The 24,770-nt window shown below is 34.5% G+C and carries 16 protein-coding genes; 13 read left to right on the top strand and 3 right to left on the bottom strand.

The features are described 5' to 3' along the window. The first annotated feature begins 55 nt into the window (after positions 1–55). The 9 genes from pepN to KO527_RS03815 all read left to right on the top strand — a co-directional run bounded on the left by pepN (position 56) and on the right by KO527_RS03815 (position 16,952). Positions 56–2,689, top strand: coding sequence for an aminopeptidase N (gene pepN / locus KO527_RS03855; RefSeq protein WP_216039059.1), 2,634 nt, complete (start codon positions 56–58; stop codon positions 2,687–2,689). Between the two features lie 75 nt (positions 2,690–2,764). Continuing rightward, positions 2,765–2,986, top strand: a complete 222-nt coding sequence (locus tag KO527_RS03850; RefSeq protein ID WP_216039058.1) for a DUF2835 family protein — start codon at positions 2,765–2,767, stop codon at positions 2,984–2,986. A 253-nt stretch (positions 2,987–3,239) separates the two neighbouring features. Further along, the gene (locus tag KO527_RS03845; RefSeq protein ID WP_216039057.1) at positions 3,240–5,321 is read left to right on the top strand and encodes a DUF1302 domain-containing protein; all 2,082 of its coding nucleotides are present in this window, start codon (positions 3,240–3,242) and stop codon (positions 5,319–5,321) included. A gap of 10 nt (positions 5,322–5,331) precedes the next feature. Beyond that, complete coding sequence (locus KO527_RS03840) at positions 5,332–6,699, top strand: DUF1329 domain-containing protein (RefSeq protein WP_216039056.1); 1,368 nt, start codon at positions 5,332–5,334, stop codon at positions 6,697–6,699. A 60-nt stretch (positions 6,700–6,759) separates the two neighbouring features. Continuing rightward, entirely contained in the window at positions 6,760–7,782 is a 1,023-nt protein-coding gene (locus KO527_RS03835; protein ID WP_216039055.1) for a YCF48-related protein, read from the top strand. Positions 7,783–7,786: 4 nt separating this feature from the next. Beyond that, positions 7,787–10,117 carry an MMPL family transporter gene (locus KO527_RS03830; RefSeq protein ID WP_216039054.1) on the top strand — a complete coding sequence of 777 codons (2,331 nt, stop codon included), beginning with the start codon at positions 7,787–7,789 and terminating at the stop codon, positions 10,115–10,117. 218 nt (positions 10,118–10,335) lie between these two features. Continuing rightward, on the top strand, positions 10,336–15,171 hold the full coding sequence (locus tag KO527_RS03825) for an NAD-glutamate dehydrogenase (protein WP_216039053.1): 4,836 nt from the start codon (positions 10,336–10,338) through the stop codon (positions 15,169–15,171). Positions 15,172–15,278: 107 nt separating this feature from the next. Beyond that, on the top strand, positions 15,279–16,289 hold the full coding sequence (pyrD, locus tag KO527_RS03820; protein WP_216039052.1) for a quinone-dependent dihydroorotate dehydrogenase: 1,011 nt from the start codon (positions 15,279–15,281) through the stop codon (positions 16,287–16,289). Positions 16,290–16,421: 132 nt separating this feature from the next. Then, a complete protein-coding gene (locus KO527_RS03815) occupies positions 16,422–16,952 on the top strand; it encodes a cell division protein ZapC domain-containing protein (protein WP_216039051.1) in 531 nt (176 codons plus the stop codon). 64 nt (positions 16,953–17,016) lie between these two features. Here KO527_RS03815 and KO527_RS03810 read toward each other — a convergent pair whose 3' ends face one another. After that, positions 17,017–17,364, bottom strand: coding sequence for a DUF3718 domain-containing protein (locus tag KO527_RS03810; RefSeq protein WP_216039050.1), 348 nt, complete (start codon positions 17,362–17,364; stop codon positions 17,017–17,019). Between the two features lie 266 nt (positions 17,365–17,630). On the opposite strand from KO527_RS03810, the gene icd reads away from it, so the two are divergent. Beyond that, the gene (gene icd, locus KO527_RS03805; RefSeq protein ID WP_216039049.1) at positions 17,631–18,887 is read left to right on the top strand and encodes an NADP-dependent isocitrate dehydrogenase; all 1,257 of its coding nucleotides are present in this window, start codon (positions 17,631–17,633) and stop codon (positions 18,885–18,887) included. Between the two features lie 53 nt (positions 18,888–18,940). Here icd and KO527_RS03800 read toward each other — a convergent pair whose 3' ends face one another. Both KO527_RS03800 and KO527_RS03795 read right to left on the bottom strand, forming a co-directional pair. Next, positions 18,941–19,384: a hypothetical protein gene (locus tag KO527_RS03800; protein WP_216039048.1), complete on the bottom strand. Its 444-nt coding sequence runs from the start codon at positions 19,382–19,384 to the stop codon at positions 18,941–18,943. 166 nt (positions 19,385–19,550) lie between these two features. Then, the gene (locus KO527_RS03795) at positions 19,551–20,498 is read right to left on the bottom strand and encodes a LysR family transcriptional regulator (protein WP_216039047.1); all 948 of its coding nucleotides are present in this window, start codon (positions 20,496–20,498) and stop codon (positions 19,551–19,553) included. Between the two features lie 105 nt (positions 20,499–20,603). Here KO527_RS03795 and aceK point away from each other — a divergent pair, with 105 nt between their 5' ends. The 3 genes from aceK to rmuC all read left to right on the top strand — a co-directional run bounded on the left by aceK (position 20,604) and on the right by rmuC (position 24,669). After that, complete coding sequence (gene aceK / locus KO527_RS03790; RefSeq protein WP_216039046.1) at positions 20,604–22,367, top strand: bifunctional isocitrate dehydrogenase kinase/phosphatase; 1,764 nt, start codon at positions 20,604–20,606, stop codon at positions 22,365–22,367. 97 nt (positions 22,368–22,464) lie between these two features. Further along, on the top strand, positions 22,465–23,172 hold the full coding sequence (locus KO527_RS03785; protein ID WP_216039045.1) for a hypothetical protein: 708 nt from the start codon (positions 22,465–22,467) through the stop codon (positions 23,170–23,172). A gap of 60 nt (positions 23,173–23,232) precedes the next feature. Then, a complete protein-coding gene (gene rmuC / locus KO527_RS03780) occupies positions 23,233–24,669 on the top strand; it encodes a DNA recombination protein RmuC (protein WP_252733389.1) in 1,437 nt (478 codons plus the stop codon). Positions 24,670–24,770: the final 101 nt, after the last annotated feature.

Here is a 24,770-nt window from a genome sequence, read left to right as displayed (position 1 = left end):
TTTCAAAAATAGCTCCATTAGGAGCTATTTTATTTTATATCATTGCGGATACATCATGAACTTATCAAATACACAAATACCTACGGCTAAGTTTTTAAAAGATTATGCCAAACCTGCATTTTCAATCACTGATATTTATTTAGAGTTTGATCTTGATGATACTCAAACTCAAGTCCGTGCTACTTCAAAAGTTAAACGCAATATCTGTGACAATAATAATCCGATACTTGGAGATTTAGTCTTAGATGGCATCGATCTTGAACTGTTATCTGTTGAAGTTGATGGCCAAAAATATAATGACTACCAGTTATTAAAAGAGCAGCTAATTATCAGTAGTGAAAAAGACGAGTTTGAACTGTTGATTATTACAAAAATATCACCAGGAACTAACTCTTCTTTAGAAGGGTTATATCTGTCTGGCGGTGCTTATTGCACGCAGTGTGAAGCTGAGGGTTTTCGTAAAATAACGTATTACCAAGATAGACCTGATGTATTGGCAACATTTACCGTCAAAATTATTGCAGATAAAAAATACCCTCATTTATTGTCTAATGGTAATAGAATAGAGCAGGGTGAAATCGGTGAAGACCGTCATTATGCAATTTGGCAAGACCCTTTCAAAAAACCTTGTTATCTTTTTGCACTCGTTGCTGGAGATTTTGATGTTTTACGTGATTCATATAAAACAATGTCAGGTCGTGATGTAGAGCTTGCGCTATTTGTTGATAAAGGCAACTTAAGTAAAGCCCCTCATGCAATAGAATCACTTAAAAAGTCAATGAAGTGGGATGAAGATACATTTGGTTTAGAATATGACTTAGATATCTACATGATAGTTGCTGTAGACTTTTTCAATATGGGCGCAATGGAAAATAAAGGCTTGAACGTATTTAATAGTAAATGTGTATTAGCTAATCAACAAACTGCGACAGATAGTGATTATCATATGATCGAATCTATTATAGGTCATGAATATTTTCATAACTGGACTGGCAATCGTGTTACTTGTCGAGATTGGTTTCAGCTTTCTTTAAAAGAGGGTTTAACTGTTTTTAGGGATCAAGAGTTTAGTTCTGATCTTGGCTCTCGCGCAATTAATAGAATTGCTGCCGTAAAAGCAATGCGAACTCATCAGTTTTCAGAAGATGCGGGACCAATGGCACATCCTATTCGCCCTGAGAAAGTGATTGAGATGAACAACTTTTACACAGTTACAGTGTATAATAAAGGTGCTGAAGTTATTCGCATGATGCATACTTTATTAGGTAAAGAAAACTTCAGAAAAGGCATGGATCTTTATTTTGAACGTCATGATGGACAAGCGGTTACTTGTGACGACTTTGTCAATGCTATGATGTCAGCGTCCAATATTGACTTAACACAATTCAAAAATTGGTACAGTCAATCAGGCACACCTAAACTTGTTGTACAGGAATCGTACTGTGCTGAAAAGTCACAGTATCAGCTAGAGATAAAACAAGTACATACACCAACGGCAGATCAGACAACAAAACAAAATTTGCATATTCCATTTGCAATCGAATTATTAGGCGGCTCAGGTGAAAAGTTACCTTTAACTTATAAAGGTGAAATACTTAATAAAGTATTAAATATCACACAAAAAAGTCATACATTTATTTTTGATGCTATAAAAGAAAAACCAACTGCAATTTTACTTGAAGATTTTTCAGCACCTTGTCAGCTTGATTTTAATTATTCTGATGAGCAGTTATGTCATATCGTACGTCATGCAAGTTCAGACTTTTCTCGTTGGGATGCACTACAAATATTATTTACTAATAATATTAATAGAGCAGTTGCTAATAACGATATGACATTACAAGCTAGTGTTATTGCATTAGTGAAAGATATCATTGAAGATAAAACAATTGATCTTGAGCTTGCTGCGCAATTATTAAAGTTACCAAGCTTTGATACATTAAGTTCAGATTACCAAGAAATTCCTGTTGATGAACTAATTGCAGTAAGCAGTAATTTTGAGCAACAAATTGCAGATACATTATCAGAATCACTTATGATACGTTTTACTGCACTTAGTATTGATAGTGAGTCTGACTGTACTGATCTTTCGGCAAATGCAGTTGGAAAACGCGCGCTGAAAAATGCATGTTTACATTATTTAGCAAAACAAAACCATATTGATTTAGTCATGATTTTGAGAAAACAATTTTCACTCGATAATATGACTGATGCGCTAGCGGTTTTAAGTGCGGTAGTTAATGCAAATCATAGTATATCTGAGGAAATCTTAGACTTGTTTGAGTCTAAATGGTCTAAAGACCCACTGGTGATGGATAAATGGTTCGCGCTTAAGGCAATGCAAGATCGCGGCGATATCAATTCACATCTTGAAGCTTTATATCAACATGATCATTTTGATTACGCTAATCCCAATCGTGTACGCGCATTGATCGGTAATTTTACACATTTTAATCTGAAACATTTTCATAATGTCGATGGTTCAGGTTATAAATTATTAACTGATTTACTAATTAAGCTAAATGATATTAACCCACAAAATGCATCGAGAATGATCACGCCATTAATGTCTTGGAAAAAGTTTGACGTGAATAGACAAAAACTGATCAAGCAACAGCTGAAAAGACTCGAAAATATAGAAAATTTAAGTCCTGATCTCTATGAAAAAGTTTCTAAAGCATTAAAATAGCAATCACGATATCAGATCAGCGTTATTAACAATAATAACGCTGATTATTTTTAATGAAATTATATAACAAAAGTAATGAAGCAATTTTTATTTAATTTAGATTTAAGTTATGAGCAATGTGAGCAATTCTATTCTGGTCATATTAAATCAATTCAGGTCACTTCTCACTCAGGAAAAACAATCCGAATTCCAGCGCAAAGGTTTCGGTCTTTTATAACTCCTGTAGGTATTAAGCAAAAATTCAAACTAAAATTATCAGATTCTAATCAATTTATTTCTTTAGAAAAGATCATATAAAATTACAATTCCCCCGTTTTTAGCGGGGTAGCGCCATACTCGTTGATTTTTTGTTAATTTTTTAACGTAATTGCTTTAAAAGTGTGTAATTTTACTGGTAAGATGTCTTACCAATGAATAAGAGTGTTATCTTATGTTAATTTTCATTGGTTGCTTGCATCAAATGTAATTTGCTGTAATGCTTTGATTCAGTACTAGTATACTAAAAACAATAACTTGATCACAAAGTGACCCGCCACAGAGGGAAGACAACATGATAAAAAGACCTCTTTTTGTCAAAAAGAAATTAGCGCTCGGAATTACCTGTGCGTTTATTGCTCTAAGTAGCCAACAAGTTTCAGCCAAGAATTTTGAATTGGGTGGATTTGAGGTGAATTTTGATTCAACATTTTCAGCTGGTAGCAGCTGGCGTATAGAAGACCGAGATTTCGAAAACCAAATTGGTAAAAGTAATCACCCAAGTTTTAACTGGACAGGTTATAATGCAGCACTTAATCCTATCTACTCATCGAGTGATGTTTGGGCTCGCCCTGGCACATACTCTAATAATGGTGATGCAGGTAACCTTAATTTTGACTCAGGAGATACTTTTTCTAAGCTGATTAAAGGTACTCACGAGCTTGATATTCGTAAAGGTAACTTTGGCTTATTTACACGCTTCATGTACTTTTATGATTTTGAACTAATGGATGAGAACCGTGCTTATCGTAATCCTACTTCAGGCAATCAAGTTGACCCTTGTGCTGATGAAGATTCAAAAGAGCAAGTATGTAGAGATTTTAGATTATTAGATGCATTTGTATATGCAGATTTTGATTTAAATGATGGTAATAATCCACTTTCAATTCGTTTAGGTCAGCAAGTAGTTAACTGGGGTGAAAGTACATTAATATCTCACGGTATTAACGTCAATCCAGTTGATATTGACAGATTAAAAGCGCCTGGTGCGGACTTGAAAGAAGCATTTATTCCTGTTGGTATGCTTTGGGCTTCGCTTGGTATTACAGAAAATATCTCTTTTGAAGCTTTCTATCAATATGAATGGCAAGAAACACGTTTACCTGTCGCTGGTACGTATTTTTCAACCAATGATTTCGCTTCTGAAAATGGCTATCAAAATAATGTTCAATTAGGTTTTACATCTAATCCAGATATGGATTTAGCACATGTTACTTCAAGCCTTAATAACTTATATAGTGATTGGGGTTCAGCGCTTCAAGCGCAAGGTGTAGATCCTTCAAGTGCTGAAGCATCAGCAATGCTTGCAAATATGTACCTTGCATACCCTACAAAAGTTGCTTTAAAAGGTAAAGGCTCTAAGGGCATGACTAAACCAAAAGATTCAGGCCAATATGGTATGAAATTTTCTTGGTATGTGCCTGAGCTAAACGAAACAGAGTTTGGTTTTTATCATGTAAACTACCATAGCCGCCGACCATTAATCTCTGCAGTTGCATCTGATTTTACAGCAGCAAGCATAGGCCAAGATCTGGCGTATATTGCTCAGAATGAAATAACTGAAGATAATGTAACTGATTTAGCTGCATTTAGCAGTGGTGCGCTAGTATATCCTGAAGATATTAAACTATATGGTTTAAGTTTTAATACTGTATTAGGCGAAACATCTTTTGCTGGTGAGTTTACTTATCGCGAAGATGAACCATTGCAGATTGATGATGTTGAAATATTATATTCTGTAATGCCAGAGCAATTAGCCGTAGCGGGTATTCGTGAAGACTTTGCTGAAATCTCTCAGTTGGAAACAGTTGCACCAGGTGAAGATGTTCAAGGTTATGTTACCAGCGATACAATGCAATTACAGTTTACTGCGACACATTTGTTCGGTCCTTCTTTAGGTGCGGATAGTTGGGTATTATTAGGTGAAGTAGGTGGTGTAACGATTAATGATATGCCTGATCCTAATGAAGTTAGACTCAATGTTTCTGGTACTGGTCGAACTGGTAAGATGTATGGTGTTGAAGGTAAAGATTACACCTTACTTCATCAAGCACTATCTAATGGACCTGAAACTAATCCATTCCCGTCAGCTTCTGCCTGGGGTTATCGATTAGTCGCTAAAGGTGAATACAATAACCTATTCTCTGGTGTAAATGTTTCACCTCGTATGGTCTTTTCACATGATGTAAATGGTATCACACCAGATCCTATGTACTTATTCATTGAAGATAGAAAATCGTTAGGATTAAACCTTAACTTTAACTATCAAAATGCATGGTCACTTGATATGAGCTACAACAAGTTCTGGGGTGGCGGTCAAACGAACAACTTCTCCGACCGTGATTATGTTTCTCTAAATGTTAAATACTCGATTTAAGGGTAAAATTATGATTAAAAAGCCTACCCTAATAGCAGTTGCACTTTGTGGTGTATTTGCTACAGGCAGTACTTTAGCTAAGACTTCAGCAGAAAATGTTGCTAAGTTAGGTGCTGAGCTGACTCCAATTGGAGCAGAAAAAGCAGGTAATGCAGATGGGTCTATTCCAGCTTGGGACGGTGGTATCACATCAGCTCCTGCAGGATATACACCTGGAATGCATCATCCAGACCCTTTTGCTGCAGATGCAGTAAAATATACCATTGATAAAAGTAACCTAGATAAATACAAAGCGAGCTTATCACCAGGTCAAGTAGCACTGTTTGATACTTATCCTGAGACTTTTAAAATGAATATCTATCCGACACGCAGAAGTGCTTCGTATCCTGATTTTATTTATGACGCGACTAAAAAATATGCTTCTTCTGCTGAATTAATTAAAGATGGTAACGGTATTAAAAATACAGCCATAGGTATTCCATTTCCTGTACCAGAAACAGGTTTGGAAGTTATTTGGAACCATATTTTAAGATATCGTGGATTATCAATATCACGGTTTGGCGGCCAAGCTGCACCTACGGCGGGTGGTTCATTCAATGTTGTTGGCTTTGATGAAAAATTATTAGTTAAATATTCAGAAAAAGATGCTACGCCAGAATCTTTACAAGAATCTAATATCTTGTTTAAATTCAAGCAAAAAGTAACTCAACCTGCGCGTTTAGCTGGTACTGCGTTATTAGTACATGAAACAATGGATCAAATCTTAACGCCACGCCAAGCATGGACATATAACACAGGTCAACGCCGTGTTCGTCGTGCACCTAATGTTGCATATGATGCACCAGGTACAGCGTCTGATAGTTTACGTACAACTGATGATTTCGATATGTTTAACGGTTCTCCGAATCGTTATACTTGGGAATTAAAAGGGAAAACTGAGCTTTATATACCATACAACAGCTACAAGCTACACAGCGATAGCTTAAAGTATGATGATATTTTAAAGGCGGGTCATATTAACCCTGATCATGTTCGCTACGAAAAGCACCGTGTTTGGGTAGTTGAAGCGAATCTAAAAGAAGGTACACGTCATATTTATAAAAAACGTGTTTTCTATATCGATGAAGATAGTTGGCAGATCCATGTAGCCGATATTTACGATAATCGTGATCAACTATATCGCGTTGCAATGGCTCATGGTTTGAACTATTACGATGTTAAAACACATTGGAGTACTTTAGATGTTTATCATGACTTAAACTCACGTCGTTATTTAGCGATTGGCTTAGATAACGAAGAGAAAATGTATGATTTCTCGAAAGCATTCAAAAATGTGGAATTTACCTCAAATGCGCTAAAGCGCGATGGACGTAGATAAACACATATTTATAAGGCCCTTAACGGGCCTTTTTTAACTAACTAATTAACGAAGTCTCTCATGAAATTTTTTATTAATTGCTTGCTATTTACGTGCATTGTTTTATTTACGAATAAGCTCAAAGCTGAGATGAATACACATGCTTTAAAATCACTCAAGCCAGCTGTTATGGCAAAAAAAGCACAAAAAACATTATTAACTGATATTGTTGATAATGGCCAATATCAGGTTGCTGTAGGAAAAAGAGGGATTATTTTATACAGTCAAGATGGCATTCAATGGCAACAATCAAATGTCCCAATGCAAATATTATTAACCAGTGTTTTTTTTATAAATGAAAATATAGGATGGGCAGTAGGGCATGACGCTACCATTATAAATACTAAAGACGGTGGTAAAAATTGGAAAATACAAAACTACCAACCAGAACTCGATAAACCTTTTTTAGATATTTCGTTTACTGACAAATTAAATGGGGTTGCAATCGGGGCATACGGTTTATTTTACCGTACACAAGATGGTGGTAAAACATGGAATAGCGAATTCTTAAGCAGTTTATTGTTTGAAGAGGATGCTGATTACTTGGCTGAGCTAAAATCGGAAGATCCACAAGGTTATGAAATTGAAACCCAATCAATTTTACCGCATTTTAATCAAATTCATTTTTCACAAAATCAAATCATTATGGTTGGTGAACAAGGTTTTCTGGCAACTAGTAATGATAATGGAAAAACTTTTCAAAGGTTAGACGAATTTTACCTTGGTTCTTTCTTTGATATAGCAGTATTAAATGATGGTACTTGGCTCATTGCAGGTTTAAGAGGTAACGCGTTTACTTCAAATAATAATGGCAAACAATGGCATAAATTAAACACAGATACTCAAGCGACGATCAACCATATTTTGAAAACACCAAGTGGTGCTATTTTATCTGCTAATAACGGTGTTGTGCTTACTTACAAGTCAGGAGAAGTAACAAAACAACAACAATCTGATGGGAAGGCTAATTTAGCGTCGGTGATCAGCAATAATAAATTAATATTTGCTTCAGAAGTGGGTATAAAAAGTCAGGAGTTAAATTAGAACAATGAGCAGTATATTAACGCAATTTGAATTAATTATTTTTAGACATCGTCTTGCGGTTATTATCGCATTTTTTGCAACAACGGTATTTTTAGCACTTAGCGCAACAAATATTAAATTAGACGCTTCATTTAATAAAAACATTCCACTAAATCATGATTACATGAAGTTGTACTTAAAACATGAAAAACAATTTGGTGGTGCAAATAGTATTTTAATATCAGTGTGTGATGAAAGTGGTGATATTTTTAATGAAGAGTTTTTTACACAATTAAAGTCAGTTCATGATCAACTTTATTTTATACCTGGTGTAAATCGTTCATTAGTGCAATCAATCTTTTCGCCTAGTGCACGTTTTGTTGAAGTCGTAGAAGATGGTTTTGCGGGCGGTCCAATTATACCTGCCGATTTTAAGCCAGATGAAAGAGGGCTTAATAAAGTAAAAGAAAACATAGAAAAAGCAAATATTGTTGGCCGTCAAATAGCTAACGATTATTCATGTGCTATGGTATCAGCTCAATTGATGGAAATTGATCCGACAACACATGAAAAATTAGATACATTAGCATTTGCTTCAAAATTAGAATCAGAAGTTAGAAAGCCTTTTACCACTGACAATGTATCAATCCATATTATTGGATTTGCAAAAATGGCGGGAGATATTGCAGATGGTGCAAAAGGGGTTGTATTATTTTTCTTAATAGCCATTATTTTTACATTCATTATGGTCTGGCTATTTTGTAAAAGCCTTAAGCTTACTTTACTGCCTATTATATGTTCTTTAATTGCGGTTGTATGGCAACTAGGTTTGTTATCGCAGCTAGGTTTTGGCTTAGATCCTATGTCGATATTGATCCCTTTTCTGGTATTTGCAATAGGTGTAAGCCATGGTATTCAAATGGTCAATGCAATTGGTAAAAAAACTTCAGAAGGACTCAGTTGTAAAATGGCAGCTGAAACATGTTTTAGAAGCTTATTGATCCCAGGTGGCATTGCATTATTATCTGATACTGTAGGCTTTTTAACATTACTTTCTATTGATATTGGTATTATTCGTGAATTGGCTATTACAGCGAGTTTAGGTGTGGCTGTTATCATTTTCACAAATTTGATTCTATTACCAATCGTAGCTTCATACTTAGGCAGTATCCCTACTAAAAACCATCATAAACAAGAAAGTTCATCACGGGTATTTGAAAGATTAATCGATATGTTAGTCAGTGCGACAGATCCTAAAATAGCTAAAAAAATTATGTTTGTAGTCGCTATATTATTTGGATTGAGCTTTTGGCAATCTCAACAAATGCAAATAGGTGATTTGCATCCCGGGGCACCTTCTTTACATGGTGATGCAACCTATAACCAAGATACATTCTTGATTACCGATAAATATAGTATTTCTGTTGATATTCTAAAAGTAATTGTAGAAGGTCCAGCAGAAGCATGTACTTTTCATGATGTGATGTCTCGTATAGATAGATTTCAATGGAACGTAGAAAATGTTACAGGTGTGCAATCGGTTATTTCTTTAACTTCAGTGTCTCAAGCTGTTAATGCGGGATACAACGAAGGTAATTTAAAATGGCAAACTATTCCACGTAATACATCAAGTTTAGTTCAAGCAACGGCACGAGTAGAAACTAGTACTGGCTTGTTAAATGGTAATTGTAGTGTGATGCCTATCATAGTATTTATGGAAGATCATAAAGCACAAACAATAGAACGTGTAATTGCAGCTGTTGAAAAGTTTGCTCAAGCCGAACAAACAGATGAGCTGAAGTTTCATTTAGCGACGGGTCCAGTGGGTGTCATGGCTGCGACTAATCAGACTGTTGATGAAGCGCAATTACCTATGATGCTTTATGTGTATGGCGCAGTAACATTATTATGTCTTATTAGTTTTCGTTCGGTTAGGGCAACAATTGCTGTTGTTTTACCTTTATACATAGTATCAACCATGGCACAAGCGTTAATGGTTTCTCTTGAAATAGGTTTAACGGTATCTACATTACCTGTTATTGCGTTAGGTGTCGGTATAGGTGTCGATTATGGTATTTATATACTATCCTCAATGAGTTCACAGCTTAAAGAAGGCATACAGTTATCACAAGCATATCGTAATGCTTTAATTGAACGAGGTAGTGCTGTTTTATTCACTGGGATCACTTTGGCACTAGGGGTCAGTACTTGGGTATTTTCAGATCTTAAATTCCAAGTAGACATGGGCATATTATTAACCTTCATGTTTTTAGTAAATATGCTTGGTGCAGTTTTATTACTCCCCGCTATCGGTACAATCCTTTGGCCTCAAAAGGAAAAAAATAAAAAAAGTTAAAATAAATGTGAATAATTGTTCTTAAAAATGGCCATAAATGGCCATTTATATCTATATTTTGTGAATAGATGTCCAACCGGTTGAAATTTATACTGCATTGGCATAAAAAAACGGTTCATTTACTAGCTAAAAGAGTTAGAATTCACCTCGACTCCACGCTAATAAAAAGCTGTGCAATAACTACTCGTTCAAAGTAGTAATAGATTAAGGAACACACAATGACACAAAACGATGGTCACACTTCAGTTCTGTTGGATAATGTTTGTAAGTTAATACATCAGAAAGTACATGCAGATAATGTGTCGCTCGTAGAAAAATTTGCCAAAACCTTGTACAGCAATATGTCTAAAGAGGATTTGGCTAATCGTAACGACAGTGATTTATATGGTGCTGCACTGAGTTTATGGAATTCACTTGAAAGTCATATGTCAGATGACATAATGGTTAGAGTTGTAAATCCTGAACTTGCGAAACATGGTTGGCAATCCTCTCACACAATTGTAGAAATAATTGTTAAAGATATGCCTTTCTTAGTTGACTCTGTTCGTATGGCACTTACTCGCGAAAATATCGCATCTCATCTTTTATTACATTCCCCACTTAAAATTCAAAGAAATGATGATAATAAAATATCGGCACTTTCTAATTTAAAGGGTGAACAAGCATCTTCTTCTACTAAAACAGTTTTCTTTATTGAAATTGATCGCCAAACAGATGTTAAAGTAATCGAATCTTTAAAATTAGAGCTTATTTCTGTTTTAAGTGATGTTTCAGTTTCAGTACAAGATTGGTTACCAATAAAAGATAAGCTTAAAGAAATCACAAAATCACTACCTAGTCGCGAAGGCGTAAAAAATAAATCAGAGATCCAAGAAACAGTTGAGTTCTTAGATTGGTTAGGTACTGATAATTTTACACTTATGGGTTACCGTCAGTATGAATTAACTGCTGTTAAAGGTGACTATGAATTAAGAGGTGTTCAAGGCTCTAGTTTAGGTATGATGAAAAATTCAGAAGAAGAGAAAATTAGACTTCTTTCTGACTTACCTGAAATCGCGAGAAAAGAAGCACAAAACGAACATTTATTGATCTTAACAAAAACGAATTCAGTTTCCCGCGTTCACCGTCCAGCGTATATCGATTACATTGGTATTAAACGTTTTGATAAAGATGGAAAGGTAATTGGTGAAGATAGATTTATTGGTTTGTTTTCTTCTAATTTCTACAATAACAGTGCATCTGATATCCCTGTTTTACGTAGTAAAATAGCTAGGATTATGGGTAAATGTGATTTTGCACAAGGCACTCATGCTTATAAAGCAGTGCTAAATGTATTAGAAACGTATCCACGTGATGAATTGTTACAAGCACAAGATAACGAATTACTTGAAGTTGCAATGGGCGTATTACAAATGCAAGAGCGTGATATGTGTCGCTCTTTTGTTCGTAAAGATATTTACGGTCGTTTCTTCTCTTGTATGGTATATGTACCACGTGAACGTTATAACACGGCACTTCGTCGTGAAACGCAGCAAATTCTTGCGAAAGAGTTTGGCTCACAAGATAAAGTTGAATTTACAACTTTCTTCTCAGAATCTATCCTGGCTAGAACACACTATACAGTGCGTGTAGCCGACAACAATATTGAATTTAATGTGAAAGATATAGAAAGAAATCTAATTGAAGCGGCTCGTACATGGGAAGATAAGTTGCAGTCTGTTTTACTAGAACGCGCAGGCGAAGCTACTGGAAATGATTTAAATCGTAAATATAGCCATGCATTTGCTCGTGCATATAAAGATCAAGTTTTACCGAGTGCTGCAGTAGTTGATATTGAAAAACTTGAATTGTTAACTGATGAAAACCAACTTGAGATGTTATTCTATCGTCCTCAAGAAGCAGCTAAAAATGAAGTAAGCTTAAGTTTATATCACAAAGATGAGCCAATTCATTTATCGGCAATTATGCCAATGCTTGAAAACTTTGGTTTACGCGTAATAGGTGAAACACCTTATTCAGTTAAAACATCTGATGGCCAAGTTAATTGGATCATGGATTTCACTATGCTGCTAGGTAATACAGCTGAAGGTGATTTTAGTGCCAGTTCAGAAAGATTCCAAAATGCGTTAACTGATGTATGGTATAACCGTTTAGAAAATGATGGTTTTAACAGATTGATACTGTCAGCGGGTCTTGGTGGCCGTGAAGCATCTATCTTACGTGCTTATGCTAAGTATATCCGTCAAATTGGTGTTACTTTTTCGCAAAGTTACATTGAAAGCACTTTTGAACGTTACCCAGAGCTTGCACAACAGCTAGTTGCTTTATTTGATAAAAAATTCAATCCTAAAGCAAAATACACAGAAAAAGCTTTTGAAAAATTAGTCTCTCAAATTCATGCTGATCTAGATAACGTAGCTAACCTTGATGATGATCGTATTATCCGTATCTACTTAGATATGATCAATGCAACATTAAGAACAAATTACTTCCAGCTTACAGCTGAAAATAAACATAAATCATCTATTTCATTTAAAGTTCAGCCAACGCTTATTCCTGATATGCCGTTACCACGTCCTGCATTTGAAATTTTTGTTTATTCACCAAGAGTAGAAGGTGTTCACCTTCGTTTTGGTAAAGTCGCACGTGGTGGTCTACGTTGGTCTGACCGTCGTGAAGATTTCAGAACTGAAGTACTTGGCTTAGTTAAAGCACAACAAGTTAAAAATACTGTAATTGTACCTGTAGGTTCAAAAGGTGGTTTTGTTTGTAAACAACTACCTAGTGGTAGAGATGAATTTTTTGCAGAAGGCCAAGAGTGTTACCGTATCTTTATCCGCGGTTTACTGGACATTACAGATAACATTGTTTCTGGTGAAGTAGTACCACCGCAAAATGTTGTTCGTCATGATGCTGATGATGCTTACCTTGTTGTTGCAGCTGATAAAGGCACAGCAACATTCTCTGATATCTCAAATGGTATTTCTGAAGAATATGGCTTTTGGTTAGGTGATGCATTTGCATCAGGTGGCTCAGTAGGTTATGACCACAAGAAAATGGGCATAACAGCAAAGGGTGCATGGGAATCTGTTAAACGTCACTTCCGTGAAACAGGCATTGATTGTCAATCTACCGACTTTACGTGTGTTGCAGTTGGCGACATGGCGGGTGATGTATTTGGTAATGGCATGCTTTTATCTAAGCATATCCGTTTACAAGTTGCATTTAACCACATGCATATCTTCATTGATCCAACACCTGATTCAGCTAAAACTTACCCTGAAAGAGCGCGCTTGTTTGAATTGCCACGTTCTAGTTGGGAAGATTATGATAAGTCATTAATCTCTCAAGGTGGTGGCATTTTCTCTCGTGCTGCAAAATCAATTTCTCTTACACCAGAAATCAAAAAAATGCTTGGCACTAAAAAAGCAAGCATGACACCAAATGAATTAATTCGTGCTGTGCTTAAAATGCCTGTAGATTTAATTTGGAATGGTGGTATCGGTACCTACGTTAAAGCTGCAAGTGAAACTGATGCAGATGTAGGTGATCGTGCAAATGATGCTTTACGTATCAATGGTTCAGAATTAAACGCTAAAATATTCGGTGAAGGTGGTAACTTAGGTTGTACACAACTTGGCAGAATTGAGTTTTCTGAAAAAGGCGGCCGTATTAATACCGACTTTATTGATAATGTAGGTGGTGTTGCGTGTTCTGATACTGAAGTAAATATCAAAATTTTACTTAATAGCTTAGTTGCTGAAGGCGACTTAACTAAAAAGCAACGTGATGAATTACTTTACTCTATGACTGATGAAGTGTCAGTTGATGTATTAAATGATTGTTACCGTCAAACGCATACAATCTCAGTAACTCAGTTAAAAGGTACTTCTACTCTTAAAGAGCAGATCCGCTTTATTCATGCGCTTGAAAAAGAAGGTAAGTTAGATCGCGAAATCGAATTTTTACCAAGTGATGAAGAATTAGCTGAAAGACTTGCTGCTGGTCAAGGCCTAACAAGACCTGAACTATCAGTATTAGTTTCATATGCAAAAATGGTATTAAAAGAGTCATTAGTAACGCCAGAGTTAACTGATAACCCTTACTACCGTCAACTATTAGTTAATGCATTCCCTGTACCATTAAGAGAAAGATTTAATGATGCTATGGATAATCATCCGCTAAGAGCTGAAATCATCGCCACTAAATTAGCAAATAACATCATCAATGATATGGGCTTTAATTTTGTAGCGCGTATGATGGAAGAGACAGGTGCACAAGTTGCTGAAGTCGCATTATGTTATTCAATGGCTGCTGAAGTATTTAAAATGTCAGAGACTTGGTCTCAGATTGAAGAATTAGATAATAAAGTACCAGCGATTGTTCAAACAGAGATGTTATACCAATTACGCCGCACAATTCGTCGTGCAACGCGTTGGTTCTTACGTCATCGCAATAAAGCATTAAACATTGAGCAAACTATTGCGTTCTTTGCACCTGCATTTGCTGACTTAAGTGAAAACTTAACAACGTACATGAATGAAGAAGAAGCTAAGACATTAATACTTGAAGCACAATCACTTGAAGCTGAAGGTATAGATGCAAAACTAGCTGCTCGTATTGCACAATTATCAAGTTTATTCTCTGTAATGGATTTAGCACAAGTTGCAGATCACGCACAACGTGATATGGAAATTGTAGCAAATACATACTTTAAACTTGGCGCAAGAATGGGTCTTCATTGGTTCTTAGATCAAATCACTAACCAACCAGTTGCTAACCATTGGCAAGCACTTGCTCGTGCATCATTTAGAGAAGAGCTTGATTGGCAGCAACGTTCAATCTCAGCAGTTGTATTAAATAGTTGTCCAGATACAGAATGTAATGTTGATGCAATTGTTGATACATGGATGGAAGATCATGAAGTGATTTTAGAGCGTTGGTTACATATGCTAGCTGAATTTAAAACTTCACAAAGTCATGATTTTGCAAAATTCTCTGTTGCATTAAGAGAACTGATGCTACTAAGTCATACATGTGATACTTCAAAATAAATAATATAGTCTCATGTTCATAATGAGCATGTGTTTATAGATTATTTGTTATAAAATACCCCAGTTTGGTCAGCATGACCACTGGGGTATTTTTTTAGGAGTAATATATGTTTTATGATTTAGCACGCCGTTTTATGTTTACACAAGATGCAGAATGGGCGCATAATTTTGCATTAAATAATTTAAGACGTTTTGCTCATACCCCGTTGAATACTATGTGGGCACAATCAATAGAAGATAAACCAGTTGAATTTTTGGGTCTTGAGTTTAAAAACCTATTGGGTTTAGCGGCAGGCCTTGATAAAAATGCTGAGTGTATTGATGCATTTTCTCAAATGGGATTTGGTTTTGTAGAAGTAGGAACTGTCACACCAAGGCCACAAGCAGGAAACGACAAGCCAAGAATATTCAGACTCCCAGAATCAAATGCTATTATCAATCGCATGGGTTTCAATAATAAAGGTGTCGATAATTTACTAACAAATGTTAAAGCCTCAAAATATGATGGTATTTTAGGTATTAATATTGGTAAAAATAAAGATACACCAAACGAGCAAGGTAAAGACGATTACATACATTGTATGAGAAAAGTATTTACAAGTGCTTCATATATCACAGTAAATATTTCTTCACCCAATACACCTGGTCTTAGAGATTTACAATATGGTGCCGCACTTGATGACTTATTATCAAGTTTAAAAAATGAACAACTAGATTTAGCATCAAAGCATGGTAAACACGTACCTATGCTTGTTAAAATTGCACCAGATTTAGATCAAGTACAAGTTGAACAAGTAGCGGGATCTTTATTAAGTAATAAAATAGATGGTGTGATCGCAACCAATACCACTTTAGATCGTTCTTTAGTTCAAGGTCAGAAATACTGTGATGAAGCTGGTGGTTTATCAGGTCAACCAGTGAGAGAAAAATCGACACATGTTGTCAGTGAACTAAAGCGTTTAACCGATGGAAAGTTACCTATTATAGGTGTTGGCGGAATAGATAGTGCTGAATCCGCAAAAGAAAAACTGCAAGCGGGAGCTGATTTATTACAAGTTTACACTGGATTTATTTACCAAGGTCCACCGTTAGTTAAAAAGATCTTAACTGGACTTTAGGGATCATTATTTCCTATATAAGGATCGGAAATTAAAAATAATGATCCGTTCAAAAATAATATTAAAAAAAATTCAAATATGAGTTGAATTTATCTATAATCCCCGGAATCAATAGGTTTAGGGGATTTTTTAATGTTACAAGCTTCGCAAAAATGGAATTGGATTGCTTGTGCTAAATCAAATGCGCTTTTGCTCGATATGGGCAATGAGATGATTTTTTGCACCCCATATAAAATTCGAAACCTAACAAATGATGTATTAGGAAATCCTGCCTTTAGTTTAACTGATGCTAATTTCTATGAGCAAGTATCATCTTACTTAGATAGCTTTAATCTTTGGAATGAGGCACAAATCTGCCAAATGGCATTAAACGCTACTGCCGTTAAACATTATTTAAAACCTATGCTAACAAAAAGTTGGTTTTTTGAATTATATCAAGGCACTGAACCAAGTGTAGATGCGATTATTCAATTAAAATCTAAAAAGGAGATGGGACAATTTTTGATAGTCGATCATACAAATGAAGGCTCAGTATGTATCTGTTTAGAAGAATGTTATTCATTAGATGATAATTTTGAATTAAAGCAATTTGAAGTTATAAAAGTTTTAAATGATAGGATTTATCCACTTATTATTAAGTCTGAGCTACAAAAACGTGCGTAAAATTAAACAAGGAGTCCCTTCCTTTGTTTAGCTACTATTCTATTCTATTCTATTCTATTCTATTCTATTCTATTCTTTCTTTCGCATCTTCAGCTAAATGAGCTGATAATTTTGCAATATCAGCTAAGTTTGCTTTTACTGTTTTCTTGGGTAATTTACCAATTAAAAACTCTCCTGTATCCAATGATTTATGCTCTGCTGCAAAGATAAGTAAGTTTTTACCATTACACTGAACTTTATCGAAAATAGTTCTTACTTTTAACTTTTTGTTTTTTAAAAAAGAGCGTAAGCGTGTTTTGTCATTAACAGATACATATTCACATACTCGCATTGAAATATCATCTGCACTGGCTGTTGGTACATTTAAAGTCGCAACTGCAAGTAAGCTAGTTATGATTAAAGTTTTTTTCATTTTTTACCCTTATAAAATTTAAAAATTTTACTCTTTGAACTGTTTCGTACATAAAGCACATATTCAGTGTAGTGTTATGTAACTGAGATTCAACAAATAGTTACCCAAAAACCACTTTTAATTATCAATTGATTAAATTTCATTACAATCTTGTTTGTTTTTTGAGTTGTCACTTTAATTTATATAAAGTCTGCTGTTTTTTAATTAAACATAGCGTATTATTTTTAATCATATATTAGTTGGTTAACTTATGAGTGATTTAGTCAATGGTTGAATATCAGCATATTTGTATACCTCAAGATGGGTCAAAAATTATTGTAGAAGAAGATGGAACTCTAAATGTACCCGATAATCCTATCATTTCATTTATTGAAGGGGATGGAGTTGGTGTCGATATTACACCCGTAATGCTAGCTGTTGTAAACGCATGTGTTAAAAAAGCATATCTAGGTAAACGCCAAATTAAATGGATGGAAGTATTTAATGGTGAAAAAGCGGCACAGATGTATGATGGAGATTGGTTCCCACAAGAAACGCTTGAGGCTATTAGAGAGTTTGCCGTCGCAATAAAGGGACCATTAACAACACCTATCGGGGGCGGGTTTAGATCATTAAATGTTGCTTTAAGACAAGAAATGGATCTTTATGTCAATATGCGACCTATCAAATGGTTCTCAGGTGTGCCATCTCCGCTTAAAGAACCGCATAAAACAAATATGGTTGTATTTAGAGATAATAGCGAAGACATATATTCAGGCATTGAATTTAAAGCAGGATCTAATGATTCAGATAGAGTACTAGAGTTTTTACAATCAGAAATGGGCGTTAGTCGCATTCGTTTCACTGACAATTGTGGAATTGGTATTAAACATATATCGGAACAAGGGTCTAAAAGGTTAATTAGAAAAGCGATTGAATTTGCTTTAAAGAATGATAGAGAGTCAGTCACGCTAGTTCATAAAGGTAATGTTATGAAATTTACCGAAGGCGCATTCAAGCAATGGGGTTATCAAGTTGCCAAAGAGGAATTTTTTGCAACAAAACACGATAATGGTCGATGGATGCAGATTAAAAATCCAAAAACGAATAATACATTAACTATAAAAGATGTCATTGCTGATAGTATGCTTCAACAAATTATACTTTGCCCCGAAGAGTATGATGTTATAGCAACGATGAATCAAAATGGGGACTTTCTATCTGATGCGTTAGCAGCACAAGTTGGCGGTGTTGGGATTGCACCTGCCGCTAATTTAAATGATGAAGTCGCATTTTTTGAACCTACTCATGGTACAGCATCCAGACTCGCAGCTATGGATAAGGTAAACCCAAGTTCAATAATATTATGTGCTCAAATGATGCTTAAACATATTGGGTGGATTGAAGCAGAAAGATTGATTTCAAAGGGGTTAGAAGGGGCGATAAAATCTAAACATGTCACTTACGATTTTGCTTCAAAAATAATAGGTGCGACAGAGGTCAGTTGTTCTCGATTTGGTGAGTTAGTAATAGAAAATATGTAAATAAGAAGCTAATCCATACCCCATATTTTGAGGTATGGATGTTAACAATCAATTTAAGCAACCTGGGCGTGCGGTAAATCAGATTGATTTATTAATCTAATCTTATTACCTAATGTTGGTAATAGTACATTTATGCGCTCTATGAGCTTTTCGTGACACTTACATTGCGGTTCTACAAAAGAAGTATCGTTTGTTAACATTAAAATAAGTGTTGTTACAATCACATGAGGCACTTCACAGCAATGTTCATCTAAAATGATAGTTTCGATTGGTTTATCATTGTATTTAAAAGTGTGTATTTGTAAGTCTTCAGTATCAAGTTTGCGGCAATTTGCGCCAAATTCAATCACTAAAATTGACAGCGTGTCATAAAATGTTTCATTACTAATAGACGATTTAGGAAGTAATTCATCTTCAATAAAATGGCGTAATGGGCTGTCAACGTAAACTTTTGCTCTTAGTTTATAACCTTGATCTGCATTAATTTGTGGTTTCATAATCATTTCTCTCATTGCATTATTTATTTTATTGATTTCGGTTTTAATAAATAAATATTTATAAAACAACTCCTCAACGCTCACTTTCAAATTAGCGTGATTAGTTACATAAATGAAATGGTTGTTTTCAATGTTTGAAATTGATTAAATCAATAAAGGTTCAATTTTACCTATCTTTGATAGTTTTAGAGAATTCTGCTAAGGATCTTCTAAGCCACTGATGGGCTTTAGAATGGTGTAATAAAGGGCTCCAAATCATTTTTATTTCAATTGGCACAATTTGAAAGGGGACTTTGAGTGATACTAAATTTATATTATCTTTATATAGCATTGCATGTCTTCTTGGGATTGTTGCTATGAGATCTGATTGTGCTAATAATAATGGCGTTAGCATATAATGACGTGTAAATACTCTGATATTTCTTGTTTTATCAAACTGCCATAATGCCTCATCCACCCAGCCTAGTTTATGAGAGCCTGATTTATTGGTGACAGCACTCTCTGCTCCCCATCCTGAGCGATTGATCCAAATATGCTCACTGTCAAGGTAAGTATCAAAGTCAGTTTTATTATTATACATACTGTCTTTATGGGTTAAGCAGCAAAAGTTATCGCTCCAAACGCGAGACTGATGAAATGATTTAGGTAAAAAAGTAAAGCGATTGATTGCAAGATCAATTAAACCTTTTTCCATATCCTGTAAGTCGATATCACCGGGAGTTAGGATATCAAAATTGATTTGTGGTGCTTTTTTTAATAAAGATGTGATGAAAGGAGCAAGTAAAGTTGCTTCGACGTAATCATTTGTCATGATCCGAAATGTAATTTGGCTGTGCTCTGGAGAAAAGTCTTTATCTGGCTGTGTGATCTGTTCAGCCATAGATAAAAAGATAACGATCTCAGGTTTTAATTTAATAGCCTTTTCTGTAGGAGTCATGCCTTGAGCTGTTCTAACGAGTAATGGATCATCAAATAATACCCGTAAACGACTTAAAGCATTGCTCATCGCAGGCTGCGTTAAAGCGACTTTATTTGCAGCCTTTGAAACACTCCCTTCCTCAATTAAGACATTTAAATAAACTAATAAATTAAGGTCTATATTTCTGATATTCATAAAATCTATTTTACTTATTCAATTTATAAATTATTTCAATTAAAGCTTGATTGTTAAGGTGAGTAAATGGTTATGTGAAAATAGTCGATATAGGTCAGGATTATAATGCTAGATAAAAAATATAGTGCGAAAACAATGAATGACGTAATCGCAATCAAAATAGCCAGAGCAATTGTAGGTGGATTTGAATCTATGTTTGCAGATTTTTTAAATATTACTTTAGCTGCTCAGTCTCGGTTTGAAAGAGCTGCTTGGCATGAAGTTCAACAAGCCATGAAGTTGCGGCTTAAAGTCTATGAGAGTAAAGCGGATGAAACAGCAAAGGCTATTAAGCAGATTGCTTTTAACGAATATTTAGATAATTTTATTTGGAAAAGTGCAAAGAAGCACTTTGCATTATTGATTATCAATTATGAAAATGCGCTTATTGCACAAACATTCTTTAATTCTGTGTTTGGTAATATAAAAGGAGATCAAAATAAAAGAGAAGTACATTTATTTATTTTACAGCCACAATTTCAACCCTTAAAAAGACCTACCAATGATATATTATGCCAATTAGATAGCTGTACGGGTGTTTTAAATGCATTTGAGCAATTATTAGATTATTTTAAGTTTAGAACCCCATTTGAAAACATCGTTAGAGACATAGGTTATATCAATACAGTGTTAAAAAAATTTGATGGTGACTTATTAAGTATCGAAAATTGCCATGTCGAATTTGGTAAGTCACTATTTTTTAGAAATAAAGCATGTTACATCATTGGAAGGTTGATTGATGATGATGATAAACGCAGTGTGCCTTTTGCCTTACCTATTTTGAATGATGATCAAGCTGGCCTTTACGTAGATGCTTTTATTATTGGAGAAGGCCAGCTTAGTATGCTGTTTGGTTTTGCTCGGGCATATTTTATGGTCGATACAGATCAGCCTGTTCGATATGTCGATTATTTGTGTGAATTATTACCAAATAAACAAAGATTTGAATTGTTTAATGCAATTGGATTTATTAAACATGCAAAAACAGAGTTCTTCAGATATAAAGTTGACTCAACAAAAGAAATGTCTGTAAATGAAAAATATATCAGCGCACCAGGTATTAAAGGCATGGTGATGTTGGTTTTTACCACAGTAAATTCTAAATATGTTTATAAAGTTATAAAGGATAAATTTACACCTCCAAAAGACATTACACGAAATGTGGTAATGGAAAAATATCACTTTGTTAAAAATGCCGACAGAATAGGGCGTTTAGTTGATACTCAAGAGTTTAGATATCTTGCTTTTGACTTATCTCGATTTAGTGATGAGGTATTAATGGAGTTAAAAGCACATGCAAGTGACAGTTTGATAATAAACGGCAATGCCCTCATTCTAAAACATGTTTATGTTGAAAGAAAAATGATACCGCTTAATTTGTATATTAAAAATGCAAGTGATAATCAACTTGAACAAGTCATGATGGAATATGGACAGGCAATTAAACAATTAGCTGCGGCAAATATTTTTCCTGGTGATATGTTAATGAAAAATTTTGGTGTAACCCGTTGGGGTCGCGTTGTATTTTATGATTATGATGAAATTTGTCCTTTAATTGAGTGTGATTTTAAAACGATACCTGAAGCAGATAATGCTTATGATGAATTATCAAACGAACCTTGGTTTGATATCGAACCTAATGATGTATTTCCTGAGCAGTTTCCTGTTTTTTTATCATCTAACATAAAAGCTAAGCGATATTTTGAAAAATATCATAAAGACCTATACCACATTAACTTTTGGCAGAAATTACAACACAATATTAATCAAGGAGATATCGAAAACGTATTTCCATATAAAGAAAAATGGCGTTTTAACGCTAATAGATAGTTTTATGCTTTATAGCACTTTATACTGCTGATTGAACTTGATGAGATAAAAATAAATCTAATCATCAAAGAAGTAGCTATTACCTTTAGGGATCACAATGCCAAATCAACAATCAGATGAACATATTCCAGCAATTGTTTTAGATCAAGAAGATATAAAGTCAAAAAAAATATCAGATAATTCGTCAAATACAACAGAAGTTTCAGATCCTAAAACATCAAAGTCATCTGCATTTCCAGTTATATTAACACTGTGTATGTTTTCAGTGTGTGCTTGGTTTTTATATAAGCAAAATAATTTATTAATTGAAAGTGAAAGTCGTATTATCAGTTTAGAAAATCAATTGTCTGCAACAGGAGAAGAAATGGGCACTTCAGCTGTTGCTATGCAAGTTAAAGTAAAAGATTTATCCGATAAAACAGCAGAATTATGGAAGCAAATGGATAAATTATGGGCTTCTGCTTGGCGTAGAAATCAAAATGAAATTGGAGAAATAAAAGGTGATTTTAATAAGTACAACAAATTACAAACTGAACAACAAGCACTAGTTCATTCAGTACTTACGCAACAAACACAACTCACCGCAAACTTTAATAAACAAAATGCTATTAAGTCAAAAAGCATACAAGAGCTCAAAGAAACCTTATTAGAATTTGAAATGAAAAATGCAGATAGCGAAAATAAAATTTCTAATTTAAATCAACAACTGAGCACGTTATCAAAGCAATACAAACAATTGAGTGCGCAAGTTACTGCTGTTGAAACAAAAACAACTAAAAAAGAGATCCCAACAACACAGCCTTAATATGGATTATCAAATTTTGATAATGTTGCATATGTTTAATTAAAAAATTGAGAGTTCCCGTTGATCATAAACGAACAAGCACTTGTTATAGGTGCAATCTTGCTAGTTATCTTGTCATTTACTGTCGCGATATTATGTTATAGAAAAATAGCACAACTCAAAGACATAAACCTTAGTGCCAGTGAAAAGATACAAGAACTTGAGAAAAGCGAAGTTCAATTAGAACATAATCTGAATAGGTATAAAGAGCAGTACCTTGTCAGTAAAACCAGACTGGAGGCTAAATTTGATGAAAATGAAGCTTTAAATAGCAATGTACGTGTTTTAGAAAATAAACTTGAAATGGTATCTAATGATTTATATGAACATAAATCGCGCATTGCACAACATCAAGAAAAAGTAAAATCCTATACGGATAAAATTAATTTATTAGAAAAATCTGAAATTAGGTTAACACAACAATTTGAAAATATTGCAAATAAGATCTTTAGTGAAAAAACCGCGAGTTTTACCCAACAAAATAAAACAGGTCTAGATGGCCTATTAACCCCTTTAAAAGAGCAGTTATCTAGTTTTAGTAAACAAGTTAATGATGTTTATACAACCGAAGCAAAAGAAAGGCATGCATTAAAATCTGAAATACTAGGTTTAAAAGAACTTAATGTGCAAATGGGCCTTGAAGCAAATGCACTCACAAAAGCACTTAAGGGTGATAATAAAAAACAAGGTACTTGGGGTGAAGTCGTACTTGAACGTGTTTTGCAAAGTTCGGGCCTCAGAGAAGGTCATGAATATGAAACACAATTACATTTAAAAAATCAGGATGGCAAAGCTTATAAACCGGATGTTGTGATCCATTTACCACAAAGTAAAGATGTTGTAGTTGATTCTAAAATGGTATTAGTGGCATATGAGCGCTTCCATAATGCACAAACGGAAGGTGAACAAAGTGCTGCATTAAAATCGCATATCGACGCAATTAAAAATCATGTAAAAGAGTTAAGCGCAAAAGATTATCAAATGCTTCATGGCATAACCAGTTTAGACTATGTGCTTATGTTTATACCGGTAGAGCCAGCCTTTAATGCGGCATTAGAATATGAACCTACCTTAGTACAATTTGCCCTTGAAAAAAATATTATGTTGGTTAGCCCAAATAACCTCATTGTCGCGTTACGTACCATCAATAATATGTGGCGAATGGAATATCAAAATAGAAATGCTCAAGACATTGCTGATAAGGCAGGCTCAATTTATGATAAATTGGTTGGTTTTGTTGATGATATGAAAAAGGTAGGAATTAATCTTGAACGTGCAGAATCAAGCTATGATGATGCAATGAAAAAATTAAGTGAAGGGCGCGGAAATCTGGTTAAAAAAGCAGAAGAAATGAAGTCATTAAATATTAAGGTAAAAAAGTCATTACCTAAAGAAATGATTGAAAAATCAGAAATCAGCATTGCAGATCCAACAGAAATTACATCTAAGCTTCAATAGTCACTAAAATAGTTTGATTGCATTATTAAAGTACTGCAATCTTACCTGTTTTTTGCAATAATGCTTTTAATTAGATTTACATCAAATCAAACCATAATTTA

Origin of the sequence: Pseudoalteromonas sp. C2R02, assembly GCF_018860845.1 — a bacterium.
In the GTDB taxonomy this organism is placed as follows: Bacteria; Pseudomonadota; Gammaproteobacteria; order Enterobacterales; family Alteromonadaceae; genus Pseudoalteromonas.
This window is presented reverse-complemented; position numbering and strand designations above follow the sequence as displayed.